The sequence below is a fragment of the Pandoraea oxalativorans genome (assembly GCF_000972785.3).
Classification (GTDB): Bacteria; Pseudomonadota; Gammaproteobacteria; order Burkholderiales; family Burkholderiaceae; genus Pandoraea; species Pandoraea oxalativorans.
On the sequence record NZ_CP011253.3, the window covers coordinates 1,125,686 to 1,141,976 of the forward strand.

14 protein-coding genes are annotated in these 16,291 nt (G+C 64.8%); 12 read left to right on the forward strand and 2 right to left on the reverse strand.

Going from position 1 to position 16,291, the window contains the following annotated elements:
• The first annotated feature begins 43 nt into the window (after positions 1-43).
• The 5 genes from MB84_RS05175 to MB84_RS05195 all read left to right on the forward strand — a co-directional run bounded on the left by MB84_RS05175 (position 44) and on the right by MB84_RS05195 (position 6,956).
• A complete protein-coding gene (locus MB84_RS05175) occupies positions 44-874 on the forward strand; it encodes a p-hydroxycinnamoyl CoA hydratase/lyase (protein WP_046290994.1) in 831 nt (276 codons plus the stop codon).
• Positions 875-892: 18 nt separating this feature from the next.
• Positions 893-2,344, forward strand: coding sequence for an aldehyde dehydrogenase (locus MB84_RS05180; RefSeq protein WP_046290995.1), 1,452 nt, complete (start codon positions 893-895; stop codon positions 2,342-2,344).
• A 77-nt stretch (positions 2,345-2,421) separates the two neighbouring features.
• Positions 2,422-4,305 carry a feruloyl-CoA synthase gene (locus MB84_RS05185; protein ID WP_046290996.1) on the forward strand — a complete coding sequence of 628 codons (1,884 nt, stop codon included), beginning with the start codon at positions 2,422-2,424 and terminating at the stop codon, positions 4,303-4,305.
• Between the two features lie 9 nt (positions 4,306-4,314).
• Entirely contained in the window at positions 4,315-6,051 is a 1,737-nt protein-coding gene (locus tag MB84_RS05190; RefSeq protein ID WP_046290997.1) for an acyl-CoA dehydrogenase family protein, read from the forward strand.
• Positions 6,048-6,956, forward strand: coding sequence for an amidohydrolase family protein (locus MB84_RS05195; RefSeq protein ID WP_046290998.1), 909 nt, complete (start codon positions 6,048-6,050; stop codon positions 6,954-6,956). The genes MB84_RS05190 and MB84_RS05195 overlap by 4 nt, the downstream gene beginning before the upstream one ends.
• 21 nt (positions 6,957-6,977) lie before the next feature.
• Here the strand turns inward: MB84_RS05195 and pcaQ are convergent, their stop codons facing one another.
• Positions 6,978-7,925, reverse strand: coding sequence for a pca operon transcription factor PcaQ (pcaQ, locus tag MB84_RS05200; protein WP_046290999.1), 948 nt, complete (start codon positions 7,923-7,925; stop codon positions 6,978-6,980).
• Between the two features lie 131 nt (positions 7,926-8,056).
• On the opposite strand from pcaQ, the gene pcaH reads away from it, so the two are divergent.
• The 5 genes from pcaH to pcaD all read left to right on the forward strand — a co-directional run bounded on the left by pcaH (position 8,057) and on the right by pcaD (position 12,094).
• Complete coding sequence (gene pcaH, locus MB84_RS05205) at positions 8,057-8,767, forward strand: protocatechuate 3,4-dioxygenase subunit beta (RefSeq protein WP_046291000.1); 711 nt, start codon at positions 8,057-8,059, stop codon at positions 8,765-8,767.
• 3 nt (positions 8,768-8,770) lie between these two features.
• Entirely contained in the window at positions 8,771-9,370 is a 600-nt protein-coding gene (gene pcaG / locus MB84_RS05210; RefSeq protein WP_046291001.1) for a protocatechuate 3,4-dioxygenase subunit alpha, read from the forward strand.
• Between the two features lie 105 nt (positions 9,371-9,475).
• Complete coding sequence (locus MB84_RS05215) at positions 9,476-10,831, forward strand: 3-carboxy-cis,cis-muconate cycloisomerase (RefSeq protein WP_046291002.1); 1,356 nt, start codon at positions 9,476-9,478, stop codon at positions 10,829-10,831.
• Positions 10,832-10,848: 17 nt separating this feature from the next.
• Complete coding sequence (gene pcaC / locus MB84_RS05220; protein WP_046291003.1) at positions 10,849-11,292, forward strand: 4-carboxymuconolactone decarboxylase; 444 nt, start codon at positions 10,849-10,851, stop codon at positions 11,290-11,292.
• 13 nt (positions 11,293-11,305) lie between these two features.
• Positions 11,306-12,094, forward strand: a complete 789-nt coding sequence (gene pcaD, locus MB84_RS05225) for a 3-oxoadipate enol-lactonase (RefSeq protein ID WP_046291004.1) — start codon at positions 11,306-11,308, stop codon at positions 12,092-12,094.
• A gap of 9 nt (positions 12,095-12,103) precedes the next feature.
• On the opposite strand, the gene MB84_RS05230 is transcribed toward pcaD, so the two are convergent.
• Positions 12,104-13,069, reverse strand: coding sequence for a helix-turn-helix domain-containing protein (locus MB84_RS05230; RefSeq protein WP_046293433.1), 966 nt, complete (start codon positions 13,067-13,069; stop codon positions 12,104-12,106).
• 278 nt (positions 13,070-13,347) lie between these two features.
• On the opposite strand from MB84_RS05230, the gene pobA reads away from it, so the two are divergent.
• The gene (gene pobA / locus MB84_RS05235; RefSeq protein WP_046291005.1) at positions 13,348-14,526 is read left to right on the forward strand and encodes a 4-hydroxybenzoate 3-monooxygenase; all 1,179 of its coding nucleotides are present in this window, start codon (positions 13,348-13,350) and stop codon (positions 14,524-14,526) included.
• 325 nt (positions 14,527-14,851) lie between these two features.
• Positions 14,852-16,231 (forward strand): MFS transporter, encoded by a 1,380-nt coding sequence (locus MB84_RS05240; RefSeq protein ID WP_046291006.1) that lies wholly within the window; start codon positions 14,852-14,854, stop codon positions 16,229-16,231.
• The last annotated feature ends 60 nt before the right edge of the window (positions 16,232-16,291 follow it).

Sequence of the window (16,291 nt, forward strand, 5' to 3'; positions counted from 1 at the left end):
GGTGTGCGGTCCGGTTGCCCCGGACATTTGGGAATTACGCAAAATGAATGCATACGAAGGACGCTGGAAGACGGTCGACGTGAAGGTGGAGGGCGGTATTGGCTGGGTGACCTTCAATCGCCCGGAAAAGCGCAACGCGATGAGCCCGACGCTCAACACCGAGATGATTCAGGTGCTCGATGCGCTCGAACTCGATAACGACGCCCGTGTCGTCGTGTTGACGGGCGCCGGCGCAGCATGGACGGCAGGCATGGACCTGAAGGAATACTTCCGCGAGATCGACGGCGGACCGGAAATCGTGCAGGAGCGCATTCGCCGTGACGCCTCGGACTGGCAGTGGCGTCGTCTGCGCATGTACGCCAAGCCGACCATCGCGATGGTCAACGGCTGGTGCTTCGGCGGTGGCTTCTCGCCGCTGGTGGCCTGCGATCTGGCGATCGCTGCCGACGATGCCGTGTTCGGCCTGTCGGAAATCAACTGGGGCATCCCGCCGGGCAATCTGGTGAGCAAGGCCATGGCCGACACCGTGGGTCATCGTCGTGCGCTGCACTACATCATGACGGGCGACACGTTCACCGGCCGCGAAGCCGCCGACATGGGCCTCGTCAATCAGAGCGTGCCGCTGGCCGAACTGCGCACCGCCACGCAGGCGCTCGCCGCCAAACTGCTCGAAAAGAACCCCGTGGTGCTGCGTGCGGCGAAGCATGGCTTCAAGCGTTCGCGCGAACTCACCTGGGAGCAGTGCGAAGACTACCTGTACGCCAAGCTCGATCAGGCGCAACTGCGTGACCCGGAGCATGGCCGTGAGCAGGGCCTGAAGCAGTTCCTCGACGACAAGTCGATCAAGCCGGGCCTGCAAGCCTACAAGCGTTGAACATTGAGGAAGACTGCGATGCATGAAGTGCAGATGCTGATTGGCGGCCAGTGGCGCGGCGCGCAAGGCGGGGAGACGTTCGAGCGAATCGATCCGGTGACGGGCGACGTGGCGACGCGCGCCCCGGCGGCCACGCTGGCCGATGCCGACGCGGCCGTCGATGCCGCTCAGGCAGCGTTTCCCGCGTGGGCGGCGCTCTCTCCGACGGCGCGCCGTCAGCGTCTGCTGGCGGCAGCCGAGCGCATGGATGCCCGCGTGGCGGAGTTCATCGCGATTGGGGCAGCCGAGACCGGTGCCATGGCGAACTGGTACGGCTTCAACGTCATGCTCGCTGCCAACATGCTGCGCGAAGCGGCGGCGATGACGACGCAGATCGACGGCAGCGTCATTCCGAGCGACGTGCCCGGCAGTCTCGCGATGGCGGTGCGCTCGCCGGTCGGTGTGTTGCTGGGCATCGCTCCGTGGAATGCGCCGGTGATTCTGGCGACGCGCGCGCTCGCCATGCCGCTCGCGTGCGGCAATACCGTGGTGCTCAAAGCGTCGGAGCAATGTCCCGGCGTGCATGCGCTCATTGGTGCTTGCCTGCAAGACGCCGGACTGGGCGATGGCGTCGTGAACATCGTGACGAATGCACCGCAGGACGCTGGCGACATCGTGGCGCGTCTGATTGCGCATCCGGCGGTACGTCGTGTGAACTTCACCGGCTCGACGCACGTCGGCCGTATCATCGCGCGTCTCGCGGCCGAGCATCTCAAGCCTGCGTTGCTGGAGCTGGGCGGCAAGGCCCCCGTGCTGGTGCTGCACGACGCCGATCTCGATGCCGCCGTCGATGGCGTCGCCTTCGGTGCGTTCTTCAATCAAGGGCAGATCTGCATGTCGACGGAGCGGGTGATCGTCGACGCACGCATTGCCGATGCGTTCGTGGAGAAGCTGACGGCGAAGGCCGCCAGGCTGCATGCCGGTTCGCCGACGTCGCCCGACAGCGTGCTCGGTGCGATGGTCAGCGCCCAGGCGGCGTCGCGTGTCGCGGCGTTGGTCGAGGATGCGCGCGAACACGGTGCGCGTCTGCCGCTCGGGTGCCGCGTGGACGGCGCGATCATGCAGGCGACGATTGTCGATGGCGTGACGCCTGCGATGCGTTTGTATCGCGAGGAGTCGTTCGGCCCCGTCGTGACGATTCAGCGCGTGAGCGGCGACGACGAAGCGGTGCGCGTGGCCAACGACAGCGAGTTCGGCCTGTCGGCGGCGATCTTCAGCCGCGATGTCTCGCGCGCGCTGCAACTGGCCAAACGTATCGAATCGGGCATCTGCCACATCAACGGCCCGACCGTGCACGACGAAGCGCAGATGCCGTTCGGCGGCGTGAAGGCGAGCGGTTATGGACGTTTCGGCAGTAAGGCTTCCATCGGAGAGTTCACGGAGTTGCGCTGGATCACCGTGCAGACGACGCCGCGTCACTATCCGATTTGATCCCCGCAACGCGGGAGACGACAATGTCCCCGTGCACGAACGCTGCCCAGAGAAAAAAAGCGCGTCGTGCCGGGTGAATGCATGACCCAGCAGGAGACAGTGTGTTGAATCAAGGCAACAACATGGCCGAGCATCGCTATCGGCATGTCGCCATCGGCAATCCCGGTGTCGAAGTGCAGCGCGACGGCGAGTTCTGGTATCTGCGCTCGCGTGAGGCACTGGGCGATTTTCCCGAGCGTCTGACCGACCGGCTCGTCTCGGGCGCGGCGAAGCATCCGACGCGGTGGCTCGTGGCTCGCCGCAACGCCCAAGGCGAGTGGGTCGGCATCAGCTATGCGCAGATGTTGCTGCGCGTGCGCGCCATCGCACAGGCGTTGCGCGACCGGGGCCTGTCGCCGGAGCGTCCCATCGCCATTCTGTCGGGCAACGATCTGGAACACTTTCAACTGGCGCTGGGCGCGATGTACGCGGGCGTGCCGTTCGCCCCGATCTCGCCGGCGTACTCCATCGTATCGACGGACTACGGCAAGCTGCGTCACACGTTGGGTGTGCTCAAGCCGGGCCTCGTGTGCGCGAGCGACGCGACGGCCTACGGGCGCGCGATGGACGCTGTGCTGAGCGACGAGGTGATTCGCGTCACGGCGCACGGCGATTCCCGCACCGTGTCGTTCGATACGCTGGTGGACGTGGTGCCGCGCGACATCGACGCCGTGCATGCGAAAGTGAACGGCGAAACCATCGCCAAGATTCTCTTCACGTCGGGATCGACACGTCAGCCGAAGGCCGTGCCGACGACGCAACGCATGCTGTGCAGCAACCAGCAGATGTTGCTGCAAACGTTCCCGACATTCGGCGAGGCGCCGCCTGTGCTCGTCGACTGGCTGCCGTGGAATCACACGTATGGCGGCAGTCACAACGTGGGCATCGCGCTCTACAACGGCGGCACGCTGTATATCGACGACGGTAAGCCCGTCGCAGGCAAGTTCGAGGAGACGCTGCGCAACCTGCGCGAGATCTCGCCGACCGTCTACTTCAATGTGCCTAAAGGCTGGGAAGACCTGGCGATTGCGCTTGAGCGCGACGCCGCCTTGCGCGAGCGTTTCTTCGCACGCGTGAATCTCTACTTCTTCGGCGGTGCGGGATTGTCGCAAGCGGCGTGGGACCGGCTGGAGCGCGTGACGGAAACGCATTGCGGCGAGCGGATTCGCATCATGTCCGGTCTCGGCATGACGGAGACGTCGCCGAGTTGCATGTTCACCACGGGACCGGTCATGCGCGCGGGCTACATCGGCCTGCCCGCGCCGGGGTGCGAGGTGAAGCTCGCGCCAGTGGGCGGCAAGCTCGAAGTGCGTTTTCGCGGTCCGAACGTCATGGCGGGGTACTGGCGTCATGAAGCGTCGGAGCCGGTGTTCGACGAAGAGGGCTACTACCGCACGGGCGACGCCGCGACCTTCGTCGATGCGCAAAACCCCGAGGCGGGCCTTCAGTTCGACGGTCGTATCACCGAGGATTTCAAGCTCAGCTCGGGCACCTTCGTCAGTGTGGGACCGCTGCGCGCGCGCGTGATCTCCGAAGGTGCGCCCTACGTGCAGGACGCCGTGATCACTGGCATCAATCGCGACGACATCGGCCTGATGATCTTCCCGCGCGTGGACGATTGCCGCCGGTTGAGCGGTCTGCCGGCGGATGCGCCGCTGGGCGACGTGCTGGCATCAATGCCGGTGCGCGAGATGTTCGCGTCGCTGCTCACGCGGCTCAATGCCAATGCGAGCGGCAGCGCCACGAGCGTCGCTCGTCTGCTGCTGCTCGACACGCCGCCATCGCTCGACCGGGGCGAGGTGACGGACAAAGGCTCGATCAATCAGCGCGCCGTGCAGGACCATCGATCCGCGACGGTCGATTTGCTCCACGCCGCCACCGCAGGCGACCCGCGCGTGATCCTTGCGCCCGCACGTCGATAGGACGCAGTCATGCATCCACGGGAATTGCGCAGCGCGGCCGATGACATCGCGTTCGTGCTGGAGACCCTCGGGGTGGGCGAGGCGCTGACGCGTCTCGCGCCGTTCCACGAGTTCGATACGGCGACGCTCGTGCAGGTCGTGGACGAGGCGGCCCGCTTCTCGCGAGAAGTACTCGCCCCACTCAATGCTGTCGGCGACCGCGAGGGCTGCACGTGGCGCGATGGCGCTGTGAGCACGCCTGCCGGGTTCGCCGACGCTTACCGTCGGTATCGCGACGCAGGATGGCCGTCGCTGCCGTGCGATCCGTCGCTGGGCGGGCAAGGACTGCCGCTCGTCGCGCAGATCGCTGTGCAGGAACTGACGGCGGGCGCCAATCTCGCCTGGACGATGTATCCCGGCATTCTGCACGGCGCGTACGAATGCGTGCATCGCTTCGGCAGCGAGGCGTTGCGCGATGCGTGGCTCGCGCCGCTGGTCAGCGGCGAGTGGCTGGCAACGATGTGCCTGACCGAGCCTGGCGCGGGCAGCGATCTGGGACAGATTCGTACGCGCGCAGTCTGGACTGACGAGCGACAGGAGACCGTGCGCGTCACGGGGGAGAAGATCTTTATCTCCGGCGGTGAGCAGGATCTGACGCCGAACATCGTGCATCTCGTGTTGGCGCGCACACAGGATGCGCCTTCCGGCAGCGCCGGTTTGTCGCTCTTTCTGGTGCCGAAGATTCTCGCGAACGGAGCGCGCAACGAAGTGCGCTGTACCGGCATCGAACACAAGATGGGCATTCGCGGCAGCGCGACCTGTTCGATGGCGTTCGAAGGTGCGACAGGATATCTCGTCGGCGAAGTGCATCGGGGACTGGAAGCGATGTTTGCGATGATGAACTCGGCGCGATTGCACGTCGGTGCGTCGGCGGTGGGGCTCGCGCAAGGCGCTTACGAGATGTCGGCGCGTCATGCGCACGAGCGTATCCAATCGCGCGTGCCGGGCGCAGACGCAGGGGCGCCGATTGCCGGGCATCCGGCTGTCTGGCGTCTGCTCGAAGGGCAACGCGTCGGCGTGGAGGGCGCGCGCTTGCTTTTGTATCGCGCAGCACTTGCCATCGACGAAGCGCATCACGCGGCCACCCAGGCCATGCGCGCCGATGCCGATGCACTGGCGGCGCTGCTTACGCCCATCGTCAAGGCCACCGCGACGGCGCAGGCATTTCACGGAGCAAGCGATGCGCTGCAAGTCTTCGGCGGCTATGGCTATGTCGAAGAAACGGGCATCTCGCAATTCGTGCGCGATGCCCGTATTCCGATGATCTACGAAGGCACCAACGAAATTCAGGCCATCGACTTGCTGATGCGCAAGATCGTCAAAGACGACGGCACGATACTGTCGCGCTGGCTGGCCTGGGCGCAGACACAGGTGAGGGCGGCGAGTGGGCTGGAGCGGCTGAACGGATTCGACGATGCGCTTCGCGACTTCGACGCGTGGACTGGCCTGATGCCCTCGCTCATCGCTTTGGCGCGCACGACGCCACGTGCCGCGCTGTGCGTCGCCGGGGAAGTCATGCAGGCAGTTCACGGCTTGTCGATGGCCGGGCTTTGGGCGCAGGCGTCGATGGCGGAAGCCACAGCGGGCGGCACGTCCGAGGCCAAACGTCGGGCGGCACGCTATTGGCTGAAGTTCGAACTGCCGCAGGCGCGTCGCGCCGTGGCGATCGTTGCATCGCAAATTCAGGATCCGGAGACTGCCGAATGAACCTCGACACCCTCGTCGCCATCGACACGCACGTGCACGCGGAAGTGTCCTGCTGTCAGCCGCCGGACTTGTTCGGCAAGGCGTTCGACGACGCCGCCGACAAGTACTTCGGCACGGTGCTCAAGCAGAATCGCCGCCCCACGATTCCCGAGACCATCGCGCATTATCGCGAACGAAATATCGGCTTTGTGATGTTTACCGTCGACTGCGAAGCGAACATCGGCCGACGTCGTATTCCGAACGAAGAGATCGCGGGCTTTGCGCAGGAGAATGCCGACATCATGATCGCGTTCGCGAGCATCGATCCGCACAAGGGCAAGATGGGCGTGCGCGAGGCGCGTCGGCTGGTCGAGGAGTTCGGCGTGCGCGGGTTCAAGTTCCATCCGACGATGCAGGGCTTTTTCGCCAACGACCGCATGGCGTACCCGATGTACGAACTCATCGCCGAGCACAAACTCACGGCGGTGTTCCACAGCGGGCATTCGGGGATCGGCTCGGGCATGCCGGGCGGCGGCGGGTTGCGGTTGAAGTATTCGGAGCCGATCCACCTCGACGACGTGGCGACCGACTTCCCGGACATGAACATCGTGATCGCGCATCCGTCGTGGCCGTGGCAGTCGCAGGCGCTGTCCATCGCGCTGCACAAGCCGAACGTCTACATCGATCTGTCGGGATGGTCGCCCAAGTACTTCTCGCCGGAACTGATCCAGTACGCGAATTCGTTGCTGCGCGAGAAGATGCTGTTCGGCTCGGATTTCCCGCTCATCGCGCCGGACCGCTGGCTGAAAGACTTCGAGACGGCGGGCTTTCGCGACGAGGTCAAACCGCTTTTGCTCAAGGACAACGCCGTGCGCATGCTCGGTCTGGCACCGGTGTCGGATGCCGTGGCTGCTGTGACGGTGTGAGCGGCGTGAGTGGTGATGGCGTCAGCGCAACCCCGGCGTCCCGTAGCGCACGCGCGCAGCGTCGCGCATGGCGCTGATGAGCGTCTGCTCGGGCGGCGTGGGCACGGTGTCGTTGCGCCAGAGAATGCCGATGGACTCCTCGGTGCCTTTCGTCGCGAAAGGCAGGGCGCACAGTGCGCCGTCGGCGAGGTCGTCCTGTACGGTGATCTCCGAGGCAATCCAGACGACGTCGTCGCGCAAGGTCATCGCGCGGGCCAGCGACATCGAGAGCAGTTCGGAATAGTCGTCGAGCGTGCCGACGCCGTGCGCCCGCAGAAAACTGTCGGCCGTGTGACGCAGGATCGTGCCGTGCGGCGGCAGGATTACGTGATGGTGGGCGATATCCGCCATCGATACGCTGCGCTGCTGAACCAGTGGATGTGCGGGGCGAACGACGACGCACAGCGGCGTGGCGCACAAATGCTCGAACGTCAGCCCTGCCATGCCCTGGGGGTCGGACATGCGCCCCAGCGCCAGCGCGACCTGGCCGGACTTCAGTTGCGTGAGGAGTTGCTGGTTGGCACCGGTATGCACCTGTACGACGATGCCCGGCCATTCGCGCCGGAAGGCTGCGAGCACGCCGGGCATCATCGCGGCCGCAAGCGTGGGCAGCACGGCGATCTCGATCACGCCGCCGGTCTGGCCGACGGCACGCGACAGCACGTCGATGCCCTGACGCAAGGCACTGACGCTCGCGCCCGCATGACGCAGGAACAGCTCGGCCTGCGCCGTGGGTCTGGCCCCGTTACGGCCCCGGTCGAACAAACGTACGCCCAGCAGCCCTTCCAGTTCGGCAATCGTCTTGCTGACGGCGGGCTGCGTAATGGACAGGGCTTCTGCCGCGCGCTGCAAGCTGCCGTGCTGCGCGACGGCCAGCAGGCACTGCAGATGACGCAGCTTGATGCGTCCGTCGAGTAGGTGTCTTTCCATGCCGGAAAGTTATGAAAAGCCTAAGAAAATGTCAATAAATATATCCGTTGATTATGGATATAGTGTCGAAAACAAGCTGGTGACCGGCCAACGCGCCTGCCAGATCAGTCAACACAAAATGGAGTGAGACCATGTCGAAGACGACAACCGTCCTGCGCCCCCGCGACTGGGATTCGCATCCCAAGCTCATCGACAGCGGGTACAAGTCCACGGCGCTGCGAGGCCCCAAACAATTGCTCGTGCCGGTCAAGCAGAATCTGGCCGACCTGCGCTCGCCGGTCTACGGCAACGGCATCATCGGCGCGCTCGATAACGACCTCACGCGTAACGCGGTGCGAAACGGCGAGCCGCTGGGCGAGCGCATGATCGTGACGGGCCGCGTGCTCGACGAAGGCGGACGTCCGGTGCCGAACACGCTCGTGGAGCTGTGGCAAGCCAACGCATGCGGGCGCTATGTGCACAAGGTCGACCAGCACGACGCGCCGCTCGACCCGAACTTCCTCGGGGCCGGCCGCGCCATCACCGATGCCGAAGGCCGCTACAAATTCCTGACGATCAAGCCGGGTGCGTATCCGTGGAAGAACCACCACAACGCGTGGCGTCCCCAGCATCTGCACTTCTCGGTGTTCGGCCATTACTTTGCGACCCGTCTGGTCACGCAGATGTATTTCCCGGGGGATCCGCTGCTCGCCTACGACCCGATCTTCGAAGCGACGCCGGCCCATGCCCGCGACCGTCTGATCGCGCGCTTCTCGATGGACATCACCGAGCCGGAGTACGCACTGGGTTATGAATTCGACATCGTGCTGCGCGGTGCCGACCAAACGCCGATGGAGTCCTGAGCCATGTCCACTACGCCCGAATTCAAGCAAACGCCGTCGCAGACCGTCGGCCCGTACTTCGCTTATGGCCTGTCGCCGGAGCAGTATCTGTACGACTTCAAGAGCGCCTTCACGCCGGTGGTCGCGACCGAGCGGGCCGAAGGCGAGCACATCCGCCTGATCGGACAAGTGCTCGACGGCGCGGGCAATCCGGTCAACGACGCCCTCATCGAAATCGTGCAGGCGGACGCGCATGGCCGCTACGTCGAGACCGCCGAAGACATCGAGCGCACCGGCTTCGCCGGGGCGGCCCGTTGCGGCACGGGTACAGACGCCGAGAACCGCTTCGTCATCGAGACGGTCAAGCCCGGCGCGGCTGCGCCGGGTGACGCACCGCGCATCGACGTGATTCTGACGATGCGGGGCTTGCTCAATCACCTGTTTACGCGTATCTATTTCGACGATGAGGTAGCGGCCAATGCGGCCGACCCCGTGCTGCAACAAGTGCCGGCCGAGCGTCGTCACACGCTCATTGCACGCCGTGAGGTGCGTGGCGGTCGTGTGTCGTACCGGTTCGACATTCGCATGCAGGGCGACGAGGAGACGGTGTTCCTCGACCTCTGACGTCTGTCATGTCACGCTGAATCTGGCGCGGCTTCGGGCTGCCGGCATGCGAATGCCGGTAGCCCGTGGTCGTATCTGCATTGTTGCAACGCATCGAATTCTCTGATGACGGAACTGCTTGACTCTCTACTGCGCGGCGCTGCCGTGTCGGCGCGATTTTCCCGCGACGCCACGTTGCAGGCCATGCTCGACTTCGAAGTCGCGCTCGCCGCTGCCGAAGCCGAAGCCGGCCTGATCCCGGCCGCCGCCGTCGCGCCGATCACTGCCGCCGCACGTGCGAGCGATCTCGACTGGATGGCGCTGCGCGACGCCGCCGCCTGCGCGGGCAACCTCGCGATTCCGCTGGTCAAGCAACTGACGGCGCGCGTGAAGACGCACGACGCCGACGCCGCCCGCTTCGTTCATTGGGGCGCGACCAGTCAGGACGCCATCGATACCGGCCTCATCCTGCAAGTGCGCGGCGCACTCGACGACCTCGGCGCGGATCTCGACGCGCTAATCGCTGCGCTCGCCGGGCAGGTCCGGCAGCATCGCGCGACGGTCATGATCGGCCGTACTTGGCTTCAGCACGCGTTGCCGATCACCTTCGGACTGAAGCTTGCCGGTACACTCGACGCTTTATTGCGCGCGCGCGCCGACCTCGCCAGCGTGCGCGAACAGGTGCTCTGCCTGCAGTTCGGCGGCGCGGCGGGCACGCTGGCGTCGCTTGGCACCCAGGGCCCGAGCGTCGCGGCGGCGCTCGCGCGGCATCTCGGCCTGTCCGAAGGCGCGACGCCTTGGCATGGCCAGCGCGATCGCATCGTGCGGGCGGGCAGCTGGGCGGCGGCGCTGACCGGCTCGCTCGGCAAGTTCGCACGCGATACGGCGCTGCTGACCCAAACGGAAGTGGGCGAGATCGCAGAAGCCTCCGGCGAGGGACGTGGCGGCTCGTCCACCATGCCGCACAAGCGCAACCCGGTCGGCTGCGCGGCCATTCTCGCGGCTGCCGCGCGCACCCCGCAACTCGTCGCCACGCTGTTCTCGGCCATGCAACAGGACCACGAGCGCGGACTGGGCACCTGGCACGCCGAGTGGGAGACGTTGCCCGAGCTGCTCATGCTGTGCGGCGGTGCGCTTGCGACGGCGTGCACCCTCGTGAACGACTGGACGGTCGATACCGCCCGCATGCGCGCCAACCTCGGCGTCACGCACGGGCTCATCATGGCCGAAGCGGTGACGATGGCGCTGGGCGAATCGATGGGACGGCTCGAAGCCCATCGTCGCGTGGAAGCACGTTGCCGCGACGCGCTCGCGCAACAGCGCGAGCTGCTCGACGTCCTGCGCGAAGATACCGAGATCACCCGCGTGCTGTCCGTCGAGGCGCTCGAGCGGCTGACGGACCCGCAACATTATCTTGGCGCCGCCGATACGTTCGTGAGCCAGGTGCTTGCGCTCGCGGATGCGGCGGTGCCGTCAACCTAACACAGCAGGACATCCAGATGAACGATCAGGAACGCTACGACAACGGCATGCAAGTGCGACGCGGTGTGCTCGGCGACGCGCACGTCGACCGCACGCTCACGCGTCGCAATGACTTCAACGAGGACTTTCAGGACTTCATCACGCGCTTCGCCTGGGGCGATATCTGGACGCGCCCGGGACTGACGCGCCACATGCGCAGCATGATCACGCTGTCGCTGCTCATCGCGCTCAATCGCGGCGACGAATTCCGCATGCACGTGCGCGCGGCGTTCAACAATGGCGTGACGCGCGAGGAAATGAAGGAACTGTTCATGCACGCAGCGCTGTACGCCGGGCTGCCCGCCGCCAATCAGGCGATTCACGATGCCGAGAAGGTCTTCGCAGAGATGGAAGCCGCTGACCCCGGATCGACCACGCGCGTGCCCGACGTGGATCATGTGGGTGGCAAGAAGACGCCCTGAGGAGACGAAGCAAATGACAGTAGAACGTCTGATCGACGTGGGCGACGCCCAACTGCGAGTGGCCATCGACGGTGACGATCGTGCGCCTGCGCTGGTGTTGTCCAACTCGCTGGGCACGACGCTCGACATGTGGGCACCGCAAGTGCCCGCGCTTGCGCGCGAGTTCCGTGTGATTCGCTATGACACCCGCGGGCATGGCGGCTCGTCCGTCACGCCGGGTCCGTACGTCATCGACCAGTTGGGGCGCGATGTCGTGGCCTTGCTCGACGCGCTCGATATCGAGCGTGCGAGCCTCGCAGGCGTGTCGATGGGCGGCATGACGGGCATGTGGCTCGGCATTCACGCGCCGCAGCGCCTGAATCGGCTCGCCATCGTCTGTTCGTCGGCGCATATCGGTGCGCAAGACGTGTGGAACGGCCGCATTCGCGCCGTGCAGGCCGACGGCATGAACGCCGTGACAGACGCCGTAGTTTCGCGCTGGTTCACGCCCGAATTCGCCGAGCGCGAGGGCGCGACCGTCGAGCGCATGAAGGCGATGTTCCGCTCGCTCGCACCCGTCGGGTATGCGGCCGCCTGTGCGGCAGTGCGCGACATGAATCAGCTGGACGAGATCGCCGCGATCACTGCGCCGACGCTGGTGATTACCGGCTCGGGCGATCTGGCGACGCCGCCTGCAATGTCGACGGCGATGGTCGAGCGCATTCCGGGGGCGAAGCAGGTCATCGTGCCGGGTGCACACCTCTCGAACATCGAGTGTGCACCAGCGGTGACCGAAGCGTTGCTGACCTTCCTGCGCGCGTGACGGTCGTGACTATTCGGTGATGGCAGCGACGAGATCCGCCGCGAGATCGGATTCGTCGCCCAGATGCGCGTGTTGCGCCGTCCGCCGAAAGGCTGACGGCGTGACGCCGACATGCCGCTTGAACACGCGGCAGAAGTAGGCGGGGTCCTGAAACCCCAATTCGTAGGCGACGTGCGAGACCGGCGCGGGAATGTAGATCAGTTTGCGTCGCGCCTCCAGCATCAACCGGTCCTGCACCAGATCGAAGGCCGATTTTCCCGAGATGCGTCGGCACAGACGATTGAGCTTGCTCTCCGTCACATGCAGCCGCTGTGCATATGCCGGGACGGCCCACGCTTCGGTGTAGTGCGCCTCCACCAGCGCACGAAAGCGCGCGAACAGATCCAGTTCGGTACGCCCCGTGCGCGTGGCCGAGTCGTGATGCGCATGCAGACGAGCGAGCAACAGCAGAACGCTTCGCGTGAGCCATCCGACCATCTCCGCGTGCCCCAGTTGGGGGCGCGAGAACTCGTCCATGACGAGGCCCAGCAGCGTGTAGAGACGGTCGCGTGTTTGCGGGGCATCGGCCAGAGGGAACAGCCACGGCTTTCGCAGCAGCGACGCCATGTCGGCATCCGCCCCGATGGCGGCATCGAACGGCACGCTCTGCGCCATCGTGAGTACGAAGCCATGCGCGCCGCGCGAAAACCGGAAGTTGTGCACGGCCGACGGGTGCACCGTGATGACGGCCGGGCCTTCGACTTCCCACGTCGCGTCGTCGACGTTGGCTTCCACCGTGCCCTCGAAAATGGCGAGCACCTGAAATAACCCCAGATGGCGATGCGTATCGATATGCCAGTCGTAAAGGCGGCTACGTGTCTCGATCCATTCGATATGGACGAAGTCGCCGCTGTCGGTTTCCGTCAACTCGCCATACAAGGAAAATTCCGGAATCGTCTCGCGCGCCGCGCGCAGCCGGGGTGACGCGCCTGACATACTGGTTTTCCCTTGGTCGAAGTTGTCGAAAAAGTACAAGAAAGTCGTCGATTCATCCATTCAACGCGACGTGCGCGCTCCATAAGATATGACGCATTCGCCCCTCGTGACAAGGCATCAAAATGACTTTGGACATGCTCGTTTACGCGCAGTCCTAAGTTGGGGCGGTTGGCGCGAAGCATCCAAGAAATGCAATCCGCCGACATGCTGTTTTCCTGTCACGAGATGTCCGGCGCAGGTGTGCCGGACGCGGGCGGTGCAATGAAAGGAGACAACTCATGCGCACCCATTACCCTGTCGTCATCGTCGGTGCCGGTCCCGCCGGTCTGCTGCTGTCCCATTTGCTGCATCTGCAAGGCGTCGAGTCCATCGTGCTCGAATCGCGCTCGCGTGCAGCCGTCGAGTCAACCATTCGCGCCGGTGTGCTGGAGCAGGGCACGATGGATATCCTGAACGAGACCGGCGTCGGGGAGCGCATGCGTCGCGAAGGTGCGGTGCACCACGGTGTCGAACTGGCGTTCGGTGGGCAGCGTCACCGCATCGCGCTCACGGAGCTGACCGGGCGCGCGATTACCGTCTACGCGCAGCATGAAGTCATCAAGGATCTGATCGCCGCGCGAGAAGCGGCGCAAGGCGAGATTCTGTTCGACGTGTCCGACGTCTCGGTGCACGACATCGATAGCACGCAACCGAGTGTGCAATTCACGGTGGACGGTCAGACGCGTCGACTCACGTGCGACTTCATCGCTGGCTGCGACGGCTTCCACGGCGTTTGCCGCCCGGCCATGCCTGCGTCGGTGCGCAAGGAGTACCAGCGCGTGTATCCGTTCGGCTGGTTCGGTGTTCTGGTCGAGGCGCCGCCGTCGTCGGACGAACTGATTTATGCCGCGCACGAACGTGGTTTTGCGCTGATCAGTACCCGCTCGCCCACGGTGCAGCGCATGTACTTCCAGTGCGATCCGAACGAACGCGCGGAGCAGTGGAGCGACGCGCGCATCTGGGAAGAACTGCATGCGCGTACCGAGAGCGACGATGGCTGGCGTCTCAAGGAAGGACCGATCTTCCAGAAGAACGTGGTCGCGATGCGCAGCTTCGTGGCGACGCCGATGCAGTACGGGCGTCTGTTCCTGGCGGGCGACGCCGCGCACATCGTGCCGCCGACCGGCGCGAAGGGGATGAATCTGGCCGTGGCGGACGTGTGGCGTCTGGCGCGTGCGCTCGACGACTTCTTTCATCGCGACAGTGAAACTGCACTGCAAGGCTATTCCGAGGCAGCGCTCAAGCGCATCTGGCGCGCAGAGCATTTCTCGTACTGGATGACGCGCATGCTGCACCGGATCGACGATGCCACACCGTTCGAACAGCAGATGCAGCGCTCGGAGCTGGAGTACGTGGTCAGCTCGCGGGCGGCGTCGCTCATGCTGGCGGAGAATTACGTCGGGCTGCCGCTGGCCTGAAGGCGCGGGTCGCCGGTGTGCTATAACCGCCACCGATGGCCTCGCTTACCCCGTCCGTCCATAAACGTCCATAAACGTCCATAAGCGTCCATAACTGTCCGTTATGGATGGACTGACGAAAGATCATTTCGACAAGCGACGTAAGGACGTACATTAGCGGCAGAAATCCGCTTCGCTGCGATGCCACATCAAGACGGCGGGCAGCGATAGCGCCGGACACCCCCGCGCGCACCACCCCCGACATCCGGGCGCGCACCGGCGGCGGCGATTTCAAAAAAATAATGGAATGAACAACGGGGCGGCATCGCCCCGAGGAGACAGCGTCATGAATCAACCGCGCACGATGGACGTGCCCGCCTACATCGATGCACAGCGATTTTCCGGCTATCAGTGGCTGGTGCTGATCCTGTGCTTCTTTATCGTGGCCATCGACGGATTCGACACGGCGGCCATCGGTTACATTGCGCCGTCGCTGGTGCAGCAATGGCATATCGATAAGGGCTCGCTCGGCCCGGTACTCTCGGCGGCGCTCTTCGGTCTGGCCGGTGGCGCGATCTTCGCCGGGCCGCTCGCCGATAAGGTCGGTCGCAAGACGATGCTCGTGCTGTCGGTGGTGTTCTTCGGCATCGCCAGTCTCGCGACGGCGTTTGCGCAGGATCTCCAGACGCTGACCGTGCTGCGTTTTCTCACGGGCCTCGGTCTGGGCGCGGCCATGCCCAATGCGGTGACGCTGATTTCCGAATATGCGCCGCAAGCGCGCCGTGCGGTGATCGTCAACACCATGTTCTGCGGCTTTCCGCTGGGCGCATCGGTCGGTGGGTTCGTCGCCTCATGGCTGATTCCCCACTTCGGCTGGCATAGCGTGCTGGTGCTCGGCGGCGTGCTGCCGCTGGTGCTGTCGGTGCTGCTGATCGTTTGCCTGCCGGAGTCGGTGAAGTTTCTTGTGGTCAAGCACAAGCCGGTGGAGCGGGTGCGTCGCATTCTGTCGCGGATCTCGGGCGAATCGCTCGATGACGTTGGCGCGTTCACCGTCGTGGAAGCCGCACCGAAGCGCGCAGGCTCGGCGATCGGCGTGGTGCTGTCGAAGCAATACGGTTTCGGATCGCTGATGCTGTGGGTCACCTACTTCATGGGGCTGGTGATCTTCTATCTGCTCACGAGTTGGATGCCGATTCTGTTCAAGGATGCGGGTTTCACCATCGAGCGCGCCGCGCTGATCACGGCGCTGTTCCCGCTGGGCGGTGGCATCGGCACGATCCTGTCGGGCTGGCTGATGGACAAGTTCAACGCGCAGAAAGTCGTGGCCGTGGGCTATGCGCTGACCGCTGTGCTGGTCTATGCCGTAGGACAGGCGATTGGCAACATCGGTATGCTGGTGACGCTGATCTTCCTTGCTGGCACGGCGATGAACGGTGCGCAATCGTCCATGCCGTCGCTGGCGGCAATGTTCTATCCGACGAACGGCCGTGCGACCGGCGTGGCCTGGATGCTCGGCATCGGCCGCTTCGGTGGCATTGCCGGTGCGCTGCTCGGCGCGGAACTGGTGCGTCGTCACCTCGGCTTCTCGGCCACGTTCTCGCTGCTGGCGATTCCGGCAGTGATCGCGACCGTCGCGCTACTCGCCAAGAACGCCTGGGAGCGTTCGAGCGGCAACCACGCGGCGCAGAACGCGAGCGAGGCACGTAACTCGGCCGCGATGCACTGACGTGCGAAGTGTGCGGCGAATCGATTGACCGTAGCAGTGGCTTTACCGACGCGGCGCCTT

Bases quoted from the DNA above. Each gene is read 5' to 3' on its own strand.
- MB84_RS05175 (WP_046290994.1), top strand. From the start codon at position 44: ATGAATGCATACGAAGGACGCTGGAAGACGGTCGACGTGAAGGTGGAG.
- MB84_RS05180 (WP_046290995.1), top strand. From the start codon at position 893: ATGCATGAAGTGCAGATGCTGATTGGCGGCCAGTGGCGCGGCGCGCAA.
- MB84_RS05185 (WP_046290996.1), top strand. From the start codon at position 2,422: ATGCATGACCCAGCAGGAGACAGTGTGTTGAATCAAGGCAACAACATG.
- MB84_RS05190 (WP_046290997.1), top strand. From the start codon at position 4,315: ATGCATCCACGGGAATTGCGCAGCGCGGCCGATGACATCGCGTTCGTG.
- MB84_RS05195 (WP_046290998.1), top strand. From the start codon at position 6,048: ATGAACCTCGACACCCTCGTCGCCATCGACACGCACGTGCACGCGGAA.
- pcaQ (WP_046290999.1), bottom strand. From the start codon at position 7,925: ATGGAAAGACACCTACTCGACGGACGCATCAAGCTGCGTCATCTGCAG.
- pcaH (WP_046291000.1), top strand. From the start codon at position 8,057: ATGTCGAAGACGACAACCGTCCTGCGCCCCCGCGACTGGGATTCGCAT.
- pcaG (WP_046291001.1), top strand. From the start codon at position 8,771: ATGTCCACTACGCCCGAATTCAAGCAAACGCCGTCGCAGACCGTCGGC.
- MB84_RS05215 (WP_046291002.1), top strand. From the start codon at position 9,476: ATGACGGAACTGCTTGACTCTCTACTGCGCGGCGCTGCCGTGTCGGCG.
- pcaC (WP_046291003.1), top strand. From the start codon at position 10,849: ATGAACGATCAGGAACGCTACGACAACGGCATGCAAGTGCGACGCGGT.
- pcaD (WP_046291004.1), top strand. From the start codon at position 11,306: ATGACAGTAGAACGTCTGATCGACGTGGGCGACGCCCAACTGCGAGTG.
- MB84_RS05230 (WP_046293433.1), bottom strand. From the start codon at position 13,069: ATGTCAGGCGCGTCACCCCGGCTGCGCGCGGCGCGCGAGACGATTCCG.
- pobA (WP_046291005.1), top strand. From the start codon at position 13,348: ATGCGCACCCATTACCCTGTCGTCATCGTCGGTGCCGGTCCCGCCGGT.
- MB84_RS05240 (WP_046291006.1), top strand. From the start codon at position 14,852: ATGAATCAACCGCGCACGATGGACGTGCCCGCCTACATCGATGCACAG.